Origin of the sequence: Natrononativus amylolyticus (assembly GCF_024362525.1) — an archaeon.
In the GTDB taxonomy this organism is placed as follows: Archaea; Halobacteriota; Halobacteria; order Halobacteriales; family Natrialbaceae; genus Natrononativus; species Natrononativus amylolyticus.
The window spans coordinates 1,265,620-1,278,578 of record NZ_CP101458.1 but is presented as its reverse complement, the minus strand read 5'-3'; the positions used below and the strand labels follow the sequence as shown (position 1 = coordinate 1,278,578).

Annotated in this window: 12 protein-coding genes and 1 tRNA gene; all 13 read right to left on the bottom strand. The window is 64.3% G+C overall.

Annotated elements, in window-relative coordinates; translation table 11 throughout:
- Nucleotides 1-19: 19 nt before the first annotated feature.
- Nucleotides 20-718, bottom strand: coding sequence for an ABC transporter ATP-binding protein (locus NMQ11_RS06655; protein WP_255170628.1), 699 nt, complete (start codon nucleotides 716-718; stop codon nucleotides 20-22).
- Nucleotides 718-1,545, bottom strand: coding sequence for an ABC transporter ATP-binding protein (locus NMQ11_RS06650; RefSeq protein WP_255170627.1), 828 nt, complete (start codon nucleotides 1,543-1,545; stop codon nucleotides 718-720). The genes NMQ11_RS06655 and NMQ11_RS06650 overlap by 1 nt, the downstream gene beginning before the upstream one ends.
- Nucleotides 1,538-2,926, bottom strand: coding sequence for a branched-chain amino acid ABC transporter permease (locus NMQ11_RS06645; protein ID WP_255170626.1), 1,389 nt, complete (start codon nucleotides 2,924-2,926; stop codon nucleotides 1,538-1,540). Before NMQ11_RS06645 ends, NMQ11_RS06650 begins: the two co-directional genes overlap by 8 nt.
- A complete protein-coding gene (locus NMQ11_RS06640; protein WP_255170867.1) occupies nucleotides 2,923-3,987 on the bottom strand; it encodes a branched-chain amino acid ABC transporter permease in 1,065 nt (354 codons plus the stop codon). The genes NMQ11_RS06645 and NMQ11_RS06640 overlap by 4 nt, the downstream gene beginning before the upstream one ends.
- A 751-nt stretch (nucleotides 3,988-4,738) precedes the next feature.
- On the bottom strand, nucleotides 4,739-5,104 hold the full coding sequence (locus NMQ11_RS06635) for a hypothetical protein (RefSeq protein ID WP_255170625.1): 366 nt from the start codon (nucleotides 5,102-5,104) through the stop codon (nucleotides 4,739-4,741).
- 1,937 nt (nucleotides 5,105-7,041) lie between these two features.
- Nucleotides 7,042-7,114, bottom strand: a tRNA-Arg gene (locus tag NMQ11_RS06630).
- 120 nt (nucleotides 7,115-7,234) lie between these two features.
- On the bottom strand, nucleotides 7,235-7,819 hold the full coding sequence (locus NMQ11_RS06625; RefSeq protein WP_255170624.1) for a 2Fe-2S iron-sulfur cluster-binding protein: 585 nt from the start codon (nucleotides 7,817-7,819) through the stop codon (nucleotides 7,235-7,237).
- Nucleotides 7,820-7,912: 93 nt separating this feature from the next.
- A complete protein-coding gene (locus NMQ11_RS06620; protein ID WP_255170623.1) occupies nucleotides 7,913-9,427 on the bottom strand; it encodes an NAD(P)H-dependent oxidoreductase in 1,515 nt (504 codons plus the stop codon).
- Between the two features lie 73 nt (nucleotides 9,428-9,500).
- Entirely contained in the window at nucleotides 9,501-10,400 is a 900-nt protein-coding gene (gene gnd, locus NMQ11_RS06615; protein ID WP_255170622.1) for a phosphogluconate dehydrogenase (NAD(+)-dependent, decarboxylating), read from the bottom strand.
- A gap of 102 nt (nucleotides 10,401-10,502) precedes the next feature.
- Complete coding sequence (locus tag NMQ11_RS06610) at nucleotides 10,503-10,931, bottom strand: hypothetical protein (RefSeq protein WP_255170621.1); 429 nt, start codon at nucleotides 10,929-10,931, stop codon at nucleotides 10,503-10,505.
- Nucleotides 10,932-11,050: 119 nt separating this feature from the next.
- The gene (locus NMQ11_RS06605) at nucleotides 11,051-11,539 is read right to left on the bottom strand and encodes a copper resistance protein CopD (protein WP_255170620.1); all 489 of its coding nucleotides are present in this window, start codon (nucleotides 11,537-11,539) and stop codon (nucleotides 11,051-11,053) included.
- Nucleotides 11,540-11,652: 113 nt separating this feature from the next.
- Nucleotides 11,653-12,207: a metal-dependent hydrolase gene (locus tag NMQ11_RS06600; protein ID WP_255170619.1), complete on the bottom strand. Its 555-nt coding sequence runs from the start codon at nucleotides 12,205-12,207 to the stop codon at nucleotides 11,653-11,655.
- Nucleotides 12,208-12,314: 107 nt separating this feature from the next.
- A complete protein-coding gene (locus NMQ11_RS06595; protein ID WP_255170618.1) occupies nucleotides 12,315-12,884 on the bottom strand; it encodes a DUF7978 family protein in 570 nt (189 codons plus the stop codon).
- Between the last annotated feature and the right edge of the window lie 75 nt (nucleotides 12,885-12,959).

Below are 12,959 nucleotides of genomic sequence, written 5' to 3'. Positions count from 1 at the left end.
CGACCATTTTTTGCGGGCGCTACCCGCCGAGGAAGTCCTGTCGAACCTGCTGATCGGCGAGCAGTGCTTCACCGGAGTCGACGTAGCGGTTTCGACCCTGGACCAGCACGTACCCTCGATCGCACCGTCGAAGCGCCTCCGCGGCGTTCTGCTCGACGATCAACACCGCCGTACCGGCGTCGTTGATCGCGTCGACACGGTCGAACATGTCCTCGACGAGGTCGGGGGCCAACCCGGCCGAGGGCTCGTCGAGCAGCAACAGGTCAGGATCGAGCATCAGCGCCCGGCCCATCGCGACCATCTGCTGTTGGCCGCCGCTCATGCTGCCGACCTTCTGGTCGCGGCGCTCGGCCAGGATTGGAAACCGGTCGAACACCGCCGCCAGCGCGTCCTGTGGCACCTCGTCTAGGATGTACGCCCCCATCTCGAGGTTCTCCTCGACGGTGAGCGACGGAAAGACGTTGTCCGTCTGCGGGACGTAGCCGATGCCGTGGGTGATGATCTCCTCTGGCCGCCGGCCGTCGATCCGCTCGCCGTTGAACTCGATCCGGCCGCCGAGGTGAGTGGTGAGCCCGAACACCGATTTCATCACGGTGGATTTCCCCGCGCCGTTGGGTCCGACGACGACCACGTACTCCCCTTCGTCGATCGAAAGGTCGACGCCGTAGAGGATCTGGAGGTCCCCGTAGCCGGCGTCGAGGGACTCCACGGCGAGCATCAGACCCTACCCCCGAGGTAGGCGTCGATGACGCGTTCGTCCTCCTGAATGGCCGCCGGCGGCCCCCGCGAGAGCACCCGCCCCTGGTGCATGACGATCACCGTCTCGCAGTTGTTCATGATAACGTCCATGTCGTGTTCGACGATGAGGAAGGTGTACCCCCGCTCGCGGAGTTCGTGAACACGCCCGAGCAGCTTCTTCTCGAGGGTAGGATTGACCCCTGCCATCGGTTCGTCGAGCATCAGCATGTCGGGGTCGGTCAGCAGTGCGCGGGCGAGTTCGAGGAGCTTTCGCTGGCCTCCGGAGAGGTTCGCCGCGTCCTCGTGGGCCAGGTGGTCGATCTCGAACAGCTCGAGGGTCTCCCAGACGCGCTCGAGCAGTTCCCGTTCCTGGTCGATGGTCGATCGACGGACGCCGGGAGTAACCGCCCGCCAGAGCGACTCTCCGCGCTGGTTGCCGAACGCCAGCAGCATGTTCTCGAGGACGGTCATCCCGCTGAGCTCGCGGCTGATCTGGAAGGTCCGGACGAGCCCGCGATCGACGAGCTGGTGGGGTCTGAGCCCGGTCACGTCCTCGCCCTCGAATGTCACGCTTCCGGCATCGGGTCTGTAGACGCCGGTGATCAGGTTGAACGTCGTCGACTTCCCCGCGCCGTTCGGCCCGATGAGTCCCGTGATCGTCCCGCGTTCGATCTCGAAGCTCGCGCCATCGACCGCGACGATCCCGCCGAAGCGCTTCTCGAGTTCCGAAACGCGGAGCATAACGTCGTCGGTGCGCTCGGGTACCGACTCGGGTCTGGGCTCGCTTTCGGCGACGGAATCACTCATCGTCCGCACCCCCGTCCGCCACCGGCGCATCACGCGTGCGCGGCGGTTGCGCCTTGGTCAGGTCGATCGGCGACGCCGGCTCGTTTCGGTGGCCGAGCATCCCGTCCGGCCGGTAGATCATCAGCGCGACCAGCACGGCGCCGAAGAGAACGAACCGGAGGTTCGGCAGTTCGCCCACCGCATATCCCAACAACGGCATCGGGTCGAGACCGCCGAGCGCGACGAACCCCTCGTACGCCGTCGGCGGCCGCGGGAGATCGAACGTGGCGTCGACGATGCGCTGGACGAACGGCGGCCCCTCGAACAACAAGCCGGCGAACAGGAGCGCGCCGACGACGCTGCCGGTGTTCGACCCCGAGCCGCCGATGATCAGCGCGATGAAGATGTAGAACGTGATGATCGGCAGGAACAGGTTCGGATCGACGTAGCCGCGTCGACCCTGCCAGACGATCCCCGCGAGACCCATGAACGCACAGCCGAGCATGAACACCTTGATCTTCACGTGGTCGGTGTTCTTGCCGAGCGACCGCGCCGCGAGTTCGTCCTCTCTTATCGCCTTCAGCACCCTTCCGAACGGCGAATTTCCGATCCGCGTCACCACCACGAAGACGAACGCGACCAGCACGACCAGAACGAGGGTGTACACCCACCCCTCGACGACCGAGGGGCTGACCTCGAGCACCTCACCCACCCGCAGGAACGCCGACCCTACGACGGTCGGACCGGCGGTCGGATCGCCGTCGGCGTACATGATCCACCGCGAGACCGTGTTCCGCAGGTTCGGAAACGACATCCCCTGCCCGCCGCCGGTCCCGAGGGCGACGCCGAGCACGCTGAACTCGCGGAGGGCGCTCGAGTTGTACACCAGCCGAATCACTTCGGCGGCCGCCAGGGTAACGATCGCGAAGTAATCCGCCCGCAGCCGCAGCGCCGGTAGCGCCACCACGAACCCGACGATCGCCGCGGCGACGGTTCCCGCGATCACGCCGACCCACAGCGGGAGCCCGAGGCCGGGGAAGCTGGCGTCGGTCGGCGCCGTCGTCAACGCCATCGTGTACGCGCCGACGGCCATGAAGCCGGCAATGCCGATGTTGAACAGCCCGGTGTACCCCCAGTGAAGGTTGAGCGCCAGGACGACCAGTGCGAACGACGCCGCGAGCAGCGTCACCGACTGAAGGGTGCTGACGATCCCGTTGAAGTCGAGCCCCGCCGCGAGCCCGAAGACGAGGAACAGTCCGTACACCAGCACCGTCGCCTTGACGATGATGAACACGTCCTCGAGCCACCGCGGACGGCCGTCGGGGTCGGAATCAGGTCCGTTCGCGGCCTCGGGCTCGACGGGGGCGGTGTCCTCGGGCGGGGGCGTCGAGTCGTGGCTCACGCCGTCTCCACCCCCCCGAAGATCCCCGACGGCCGGAGAATCAGGATTAGGATCATGAGCGTGAACGCGGCGACCTCAGTCAGGTCGCCGGAAATCCAGACGAGCGAGACGTTCGTCGCGATACCGATAATGAGGCCACCGGCGATTGCGCCGTAGATTGAGCCGATACCCCCGAGAATGACCGCCGAGAAGATCAGCAGCAGCAGGAACCAGCCGGTGTTGAAACTGAGCGTCTCCTGCTCTAAAACGATCAGGTAGCCGGCCATCCCGGTGAGTCCCGCCCCGATGATCCAGGTCATCAGGATCACCCGTTCGGTCGGGATACCGGTGATCAGCGCGAGGTCGCGGTTGTCGGCCATCGCTCGCATCGCCTTACCCAATTTGGTGTACTGTAACAGGAGGTGAAGGCCGAAAATGAGGGTTAGCCCGACGACGACGAGGGTCGACTGGTGGACGTGCAGCGACTCCGTCCAGAAGACCAGGTCGTGTTCGAACCGCGGCGAACTTCTCGTCACCCCGCGAGTGTGTTCGCCGTAGAAGAAGACGATGACGTACCGCAGGGCGAGTGCGATGCCGACGCTCGCGATCAGCAGCGGAATGCCGCCGGCGTTTCGCATTCGCCGGTAGACGACCCGGTCGATCGCGAGCGCCACGAGGATCGTGCCAACCGCGGCGATCACCAGCCCGAGGACGATCGCCAGCGGCGCGCCGAACAGGTGCATGTCCAGTTCGCGGGCGGAGGTCCCGCGGTCGGCGTTGAGCAGAATTCGCGATCCCATCTCGGCGATTCCGATCCCGCCGACGACGTAGGCGGCCGTCCAGCCGGTGAAGGCGCCGGTCGTGACGAGATCTCCGTGCGAGAAGTTCGCGAACCGAAGGATGGCGTACGTCATCGAGAGACCGACGGCCGCGAGGGCGATGATCAGCCCGTCGACGAGCCCACGCCAGAGGAAAATCGAGAACGTCCCCGTCCGGAGTTCTCCAACGGCGAGACGACGAACGAGATCGACCAACAACACCCCCAACCCCAAGAGAAGCAACACCCCGAACCACTGCTCCATCGGTACCTTCGAGAGGTTCCGTCGACCCTCTGCAAGTGCCATGGATATCACCTTGTCTGCGAGATGGATATAGCTCGCTTATAGACAACTGATATACAAATATCTGTGATACGTACAATGGCCTAATAACCAAAGTAATTGAAACGTACCGATCCGAAATCACAGACTCTCGAGCGTCTCGAATTTCTACACCATGATCGTTCAGCTAAACCACGCAGTAAACGGGTCTAGTGACGGATCGAGCTGTCGTCGAGTCGAGGTTTGCTCGCGTTCAGGACGGATCGAATCGGATTTGAGTTAGAGATGTTTCTGAAAAAGCTCATATAATTCTAAATTATGAAAATTTAACACACAATCTTCTATACGCAACTATTTCATTCGTTATTTTCGGAGTGGTGTCATCGTTTGAACACACCTGTTTGATCCGTATCGGTCGGTTTCGAATCTGTCCTCAACGGAACGTAGTTTTCGAGAGGTCTCTGAGTTCCAACACGACACTGCCGAAACAACAATCTCGGTATAACTCCTTATACCTCCCAGAACCCCCGGCTCGACGAGTAGAAACTCATCCAGCTATCGTCGACTGGAGTTGATTCTCGAGACCGATGAGAAGATCGCCTGGAAATCGAGTGCGATCCGCTCGCTCGCACCGGGTATCCGTTCCCCTGACCTGGCATATGAGCAGAATGCTGTACTTGGAGAGAGGTCTAGTCCAGGCGTCGCGGGAGTCGCCCGACGACGCCGGATCGACTCACGCCGAGACGGTAACCGTGTGGCGGTCCGCAACCGTGTCGCCGGCGACGAGTCGAACCTCGAAGGATCCGTCCCGGTTGACGGGATAGGTTTCGTAGCCCATCGTGCGTTCGGTCGTCTCGTTCCACTCGAGGTCGAGCGTGACCGAATCGACGACCTCGTCGCCGACGACGAGGTGGAGGTCGGGAACCGGACCGACGTCCTCCATCTCGCCGATGTGATCGACCGAAACCGTCGCCTCGAGGCGCTCGCCGGCCGAGACGGGATCGTTCGTCTCGAGGAACCGCGCGCGCACCGGAACGGCGATCTCGGGGCCGGTGGCGCGAACCTGTTCGCCGGCCCGGCCGTCGCCGCGATCGCCCACGCGAAACAGTCGTATCCCGAGCGCATGTGTCTTGGCGCCTCGTCGTACGTGTACGTCGCGGTGTCCGACTCGCCGGTGACGGAGACGGAGTCAACGAACGTGTGGTTGCGTCCTTCGGCGAAGACGATCTCCTCGAGTTGCCCCTCGGGATCCTGTGCCCTTGCGGTCACGGTGACCCCCTCCGCGGGGATGATCGGCCCCTCGGAGGGGTCGTGAGAGAGGTCGACGATCGCCGGACCGTCGGGGTCCGGGTCGTGGTCGACCGAATCGCGTTCGCGTGCCGTTACCCCAGCAAGACTACTCGTTCCAACCCCTCCAGCGATGATCGCCAAGGCCGTTCGCCTCCCGATCATGCGCGGTAGTACGGGATACTGGACATAAAACACCCAGGGGGTGGTCGGTTGAGACGGTCTGCTGTAACTGTTTACCGGTGCGGCCGCAGACGGATCACGGTCGCACCTGTACTGACTTACGACAGACCAACTCTGTTGAAACCCTCAGCGATTGATACAAACGGTCTGCTGAATACAGGGCGCGAATGTGGCACAGACTGAGAGGCGATCTGCGAAGGTGGTGATCGGTCAGGTTCAGGTGAGGTATATAACGGTTTACTCAATCTGTGTTGCTGTGAGCCCATTCGTACTGTTATCTTCATTATCAGCAATTCACTGAAGTTCCGTCACGCGGGTTACCCTCAGTATCGTCAGTCCGATACATCTCGTCACCAGAAATAAGATACAATACCTCCACCTGATAATCCAGATGTGCATCAGGTTCGCCGTCGGTTTCCCGAGTAACACCGAATTCGGTATTCAGTTTGACGAGATCGCCTTCTGAACGTGATTCAGTAGCGATAACGGCGGGCTGATGTTGGTCATCTATCGTTTCGTCATCTCGGGTTACTACTTGAGTTTGAATGTAATGGCGCTCGCACTCTTTAACCCGGTCTGTAACATCGGTTCCTGCGGTATTATCGTTTCCAGCACCTATTCCGAGGCTACTACCGCTTTGAAGACACCCGAAAGAGATGTAGAAAGGGCAATTCCAGCACCAGCGAGGACAGTACGCCGATTCATATTCTAGAATGTCAACTATTCATATACGTGTCTCCTCCAAGGTCAAATATCTCTTTGACCATCTGTTCAATTAGCAGGGGTTCTATTTCGGGTGACCCAGAGGCGACCGCACGAAATAAAGCAGGTCGCCGTGCTGCACTCATCCTCTGTATGCAGCAGGCAGCTTCTAACACATTTCGGACAAATGGGTCGCTACTTCCGTAACTGCACAACATGTACTTACCGCTTATCAAATAGTTACCGGATAGGTATGCGAACTGTTTATCGACGTTCTCTTTAAAGAATTTTATCAAACCTACTCAAGAGATATTTTCAGCCACTACGGTACCCTTCTCAATATTGCTTGAACTCAAAATCTATGATCAGAGATCCCAATAACCGATTGTTTATGCTACTACGTCTCTCGGTTATCAGAGAAGGCACGACGACAGCGACCTGCGTATAACAACTGGATGAACTCCAAGCGCGCCTCATGGTTCGATCACCATCGGAATCTCGAAATGTGGGGTACAGACGTTGTATCCCACAAACCCGTTGGCTCAGAACCGTGCAGAATTTGGATGGCCTTGACGGATATTATAAATTTCAAACATCTATTCCTCCAATTTGGAGGTGATTAGTTCTCTACTTATACTCACTGTTTGTGGGACAGTCTCAAAGAGGGTACGCGACCCGTATTATGATACTCTTGATACTCAACGGGCCAATGATTACGCCCTTCGCTCCTGCGTTTGGATGTACACGGATCGCGGGACAGCACCGACCCACGTTCGTTGATCAAACGAAATCAAAACTACGCGGTAGAGTCATTTATAAGTGGCTCGACTCCGTCTATCGGATTTGCATCGTTCGGAAACCGAACGGGCGCGACGGGATTTGAACCCGCGACATCTTGGTCCGGAACCAAGGACTCTGTCCACTGAGCTACGCGCCCTCGAGTCACCGTTGTCCGAACAGCCGTATAACCGTTGTGAACTCCGTGTTCGGCGCTCACCGTGCGGGCGTTGCTTCCGAACGTGAGAAAACCGGTGTTGGGGTCGAGTCGAAAACCGCGTCAGGGGGTCTCGCTGGTCTCGATGGAGAACTCGCCGCGGGGGTAGGCGACGCAGGTGAGGACGTAGCCGTCGCCCATCTCGTTCTCGTCTAACATCTGCTGGTCGTCGTGTTCGACCAGTTCGTTCGCGTCGCCCGAAATCTTCCCGGCACAGGAGACACACTGACCCTGTCGGCAGGCGTAGGGGAGGTCCCAGCCCTCCTCCTCGCCGCGGTCGAGCAGGGGTTCGTTGTTGGCGACTTCGATCGTCGCCCCCTCCTTGACGAACTCGATCTCGTAGTGTTCGATCTCGTCTTCGGGGATGTCGCCGGGGCCGGAGGCAGCGCCGCCGCCACCGCCGTCTTCGCCCTCCTCGAGTTCGCCGCCGGCTTCGCCGCCACCGACCGCGACGGCGCCGCCACCGCCGATGGCGCGGTTCATCGGTTCGGGGAAGTCCGTCTCGGGCACGGTGCTGGCGCGGTGCTCGAGGACCTCCTGCGTGATGTCCTCGCGGGGGGTCCACGGTGTTCCCTTGAGGTAGTGGAGGGCCACGGCCCCCAGGGTCATCACGAGTCCGAGAATGAGCCCCATCTGGCTGTAGTCCATATGCGAGGGATTTGGGTGTGGTGGTTTAACTGTATTGCCTTTCGGTCGTCGTGCGGTTCGCGGCTGTGGGAGTCGACCGCGCCGCGGCGGCGGTCACAGCAGACCAACCAGCGGGACGACGCCGAACCAGACGATGTAGCTCAGCGATGCCACCATCAGCACGTCGATTCGACCCGGGGTCTCGAGGTCGAGTCGCGTCCGTAACAGCCAGACGAGCACCAACGCGTGCGGGATTCCGAGGTAGATCGCCGGCCCGTAGGCGTCGACGATCCCCAGGAACTGCCAGAGGCTCCCGACGGCCGCGGCGAGCAGAGCGGTCCCGGCGGCGACCGCGGCCGCGCCGCCGACGCCGAACCGGACCGCGAGCGTCTTCTTGCCAGCGGCGCGGTCGGCAGCGTAGTCCGGGACGCCCGCCAGCGTGATCGCGGGAAGAATCGAGAGCAAGAACGGGAGACCGAGCAGCCACGGCTCCGCGTCGGTCCACGTCCCCCCGAGGAAGAGGTAGCCACAGAGCAACACGCCGATGCTGTGGGTGACGGCCACGTCCAACTCCCCGAGGGTTCGGTAGGCCAGTTTCAGCGGCGCAAGCGTGTAGCCGAGCGCCAGCACGGAGAGTATCGCCATCGCGGCCGCCATGGCTGGCAACGATCCGGCGCCGGCGGCGAGAACACCGGCCCCGAACGCACCCGCGAGCCCCAGCCCGATACCGATTCCCCGCCTGAGGTCCCCGAACGAAAGGTCTCCCTCGACCAGCACTCGAGAGCCGCCCGTAAACGGTCCCGCGAACGTGTTCTGCCGGTCGGTCTCGTAGTCGGCGTACTCGTTGCTCAACACGGTGGCGGCCTCGAGACAGAACAGGAACGCGAACCCGAGCCAGTAGACGGCCGAGGTGAGCACTCCAGAGCCGGCCGCGGCCAGCGCCCCGACGGTGTAGGCGATCCACGCCATCGGGTAGAACTGCAGGCGGAGGGCACCGATCCAGGTCGTCGCTCGATCCACCACCCGCTGTCGGTCGGACTTCGGGCCGCTCTCGAGGCGTCGGCCCAGCTCTTCAGCCCGTTCGAGCCACTCGCTCCGTTCGTTCGCAGTCGAGTCCTCGACGGGGCCGAACTCCGTGGTCCGAGTCGTTTCGACGCCCGCGTAGCCCAGAATGCCGCGCTTGACGGCGTTGGTGCCCGGCTGGCGGTAGATCCACCGGTACACCCACGGCGGCATGTCCATCGTCACGACCAGCTCGGCGGTCTTCCCCGACAGCAGCTTCTCGTGGCCCGCCCCCTCGTCGTCTTCGTACATCGAGAACGCGAAGCCGGGCCTGAACAGTCGGTCGAAAAACCCCTTGAGGAGCGCCGGCATCGTCGCCCACCAGTTCGGGTAGACGAAGACGAGGTGGTCGGCCCACTCGATCTCGCGTTCGGCCGCCGCGAGATCCGGCTCGAGGGCCTGGTCGCTCGGACACTCGGTGTGGACGTCGCGGTCGAACTCGCACTCGCCGAGGGCGAGCGCTCGAACCTCGAGGCCGGCGTCGCGGGCGCCCGCCGCGTACGCCTCGGCCAGTCCGCCACAGAGGCTGTCCGTTCGCGGATGACCCAGGACGACCAGTACGTTCACGTCCGTCGACTCCTCGTTCGCCGCCTTTGGTGTTCCGACTTTCCACCGATCCGGGACCGGCTCCGAGCGGGGCTCACTCCCGGCGGGGAACCTCGTGGCGACCGAAACCGTAGCGCAGCCGGTTCGCCAGCCGCCGCGAGAACCGACCCTCGTCGGCCCGCGAGCCGAACCGCTCGGCAAGTGCCGTGTAGATCAACGGCACCGGCACCTCCTGTTCGAGACCCTCCTGGACCGTCCAGGTGCCGGTCGAGCCGCCCTCGATCCGATCCGCGACGTCCCCGAGGTCGGAGCCCTCCTCGCGGAACGCCTCCTCGCAGAGCTCGAGCAGCCACGAGCGGATCACCGCGCCGTTGTTCCACACCCCCGAAACGGCCTCGAGATCGAGGTCGTAGCGGCCCTCGTGGAGCAGCTCGAACCCCTCGCCGTAGGCCTGCATCAGCGCGTACTCGACGCCGTTGTGGACCATCTTCACGTAGTGGCCCGATCCCGCCTCGCCCATGTGGGCGTGGCCGTCGGGACCGGTGGCGACGGCGTCGAACGCGGGAGTCATCTCCTCGTACGCGGATTCGGGGCCGCCGACCATCAGCGAGAAGCCCAGCTCCGCGCCCGCGGGGCCGCCCGAGGTGCCACAGTCGAGGTACGCAGCAGGACAGCTCTCGGCCCGCCGGATCGTGTCCTGGAAGTAGGAGTTGCCGCCGTCGACCACCACGTCGTCGTCGTCGAGGTGGGGCGCGAGCTCCTCGAGGGTCGCGTCGACCGGCGCGCCCGCGGGAACCATCAGCCAGATGCGCTTCTTTTCGCCCAGCCGCTCGGCCAGATCCGTGATCGAGTCGGCGGGGTCGGCGCCCGCGTCCGCGGCCGTCGCGACCGCCTCGGCCTCGAGGTCGAAGGCGACGACGTCGTGGCCCGCCTCGAGCACCCGCCGTGTCACGATCTGTCCCATCCGTCCCAGTCCGATGACGCCCAGTTGCATACGCCCGGATGCGGGGGGAGGTGAGGTAGTGGTTGTGATTCGGCGGCGGCTCGAGAAGAGAGGCGGCCGCCGCTGCGGGCGGCCGTCGGTCCGACCGGCGGGTTACTGCAGGGGCTCCTCGACGTGCGCCCAGCCGATCGCGTCGAGAACGACGACGCGGTCGTCGTACCTGACGTAGACGCCGTTGTACCCCTCCTCGGCGTCGTGGTACGGCAACGACCGGCGGATGACGTCGACGATCTCCCACGCGCCGTCGTCCTCGAGGGTCACGTGCTCCCACTCCTCGCGCGCGTCGCCGCGGATCGCCCGGTCGATCGCCCGCCGAGCGCCGGGGATCGCCCGCAGCTGTTCGCTCGAGACGTCGATGACGGTCGCGGACGGCGGGATCTCCTCGACGATGCGGGCGCCGATGTCGGCGCTCGAGCGCGCGTCGGCGTCGCGGGAGCGCCCGGACTGGAGTGCGTATCCGGCTGCGGCCGCGGTCCCCACCACGAGCAGCGAGATGGCAACGTCCTTGCCCTTGATCACCATGGGTTCACGTTACAGTAATCGGCTAAGTATCTTTCCCGACAATATTCAATTCTGAGAACTTCGCCGTCGTATAATGTCTTCTCGGTGAAGATTATACAGGGATCTGGCACGTCCGCGGCTCAGAACAGGTACGCCGCGTTCGTGGTGATCAGCCCCGCGACGACGAGCAGCCCGACCGCGACGACGGCCGCCGCGCGAAACACCGGGAGCGCCTCGTGTGCGGGCTCGCGGAGCTTCTTCCCGTTGAGCCCCGACTCGAAGCGGCTCGCGCCGATCTCGACGAGGGCGGCCAGCACGAGCCAGAGGACGACCATCAGGAGGACGAGCTGGCCGTTCGGCGACGTGAACAGGTCCGGACCGGTGCCGCCGCCGATGCTGTAGCCGGTGCCCGCCATGTGTCCGCCTGTCAGCAACAGGACGACGGCGCTCGCCCGCGAGATCGTTGTCAGCTTGCTCGAGAGCGTCTCGAGCGGCTTCGTCGTGTTGAACGCCCCGTCCCGGGCCAGCGGCAACACGACCAGCGCGACGTAGAAGACGCTCCCGGCCCAGATCGCGGCGAACACCAGGTGGGCGGTTCGCGCCAGCACGTGGGCGAGGAGATCGATCATACGCGCCACGTCGGAGACGGTCGGTATCAGCTTTGCGACTCGTTTCGATCCTGCCCTCCCGAACCGAGGGTCGGCGTGAGGTGGGACCCGCGCAGGGGTCGCGCTCCCGTGGGCTACTCGAGCCACTCCGGCGACCACTCGGCGATGCGCCGGCGGAGCAGCGCGTAGCCGAGCGAGACGGCCACCCCGCCCGCGACCGCCGCGGCGAGTACCCCGTCGAAGACGACGAGGGCGGGCACCGCGAGGACGACGGCCAGCGCGGCGTCCTCCGGCGCGCCGTCGTACCGAACCCACCGCCGGGGACGGATCCACCGCCCTCGCAGGTGGTCATAGACGGCCCGCTCGGTGGGATTGCTCCAGGGGTTCATCTCGAGGCCCCCGCCGAGGGCGTCGCTCGCCGCGTGGAGCCACGCCGCGCCGAAAAACGCGGCGACGGCGACGGAGGTGCTCGAGGGTGCGACGGCGGCGACCCCCGCCGCGAGCACCGCCGGAGCGGCGCCGAGGACGGGGAAGTGGAGGGTCCGCCGGTGGGTGAGGACGACGTCGAGGTCCGGGGCGATCCCCCCGAGGAGTGCACCGACCGCCAGCGGCGCCGCGAGTTCGGGCGAGACGTGCGCGAGCGGCGCGACCACCGCGAGCGCGGCGAACGCGTGGGTCGTCGCCATCATGGGTTCGTTCTACGCGGCCGAGGGAAAAAAACGGTAGGCGAACCGGACAGCCGCGATTCGACGACGAATCGCACCGTCCGCGGCCGGACGCCGCCGACGTTCTCGTGTCACCGCCGGGCGATGACCGCAGCGATCGCGCCGCCGATCCCGCCGAACGCCACCGGGTAGACGACGCCGGCGACTCCAACCGCGGTGATCGCGTCCGGCGCGACCGTCCCCTCGCCGATCGCGTATCCGAACGCGACCACGCCGAGGACCGCGAGCGGGAGGTAGCCGAGGACGACCAGCGCGCCGCGGAGCCCGCCGTCTTCGAGGGTTCTGGCGCTCGAGGCCGTCGCAACCGCGAACCCCGCGCCGAGGAGCGCCAGCGGCGGCAGCAGGTACAACAGCGCGAGCGAGCCGCCGTCCGCGCTCGCAACGAAGTTCTGCGTTCGCGTTCCGGCGAGCGCGGGGAGTTCGGTGTCGACGAAGTGAGCGTTGTAGAACAGCCAGCCGACCGCTTGCCAGGAGGGGATCGGCTCGCCTCCGAACAGCGCGGCGACGAAGTTGAACGCCTCGAGGCGCTCGTCGACGCTCCCGCGCTGGGTGAGGTAGGTGAGGAGGTAGCCGAGCGCGTAGGCGGCGGCCCCGCCGAGTGCGCCGGCACCGGCGGTCGTCCGGTCGAATCTGGGGGACATACGCCCCTCCTTTCTACGAGTCTGCTAAGTACTTGGTGTCTCGCCGCCGGGCTCGAGTCACCGTGGCGCGGCGTA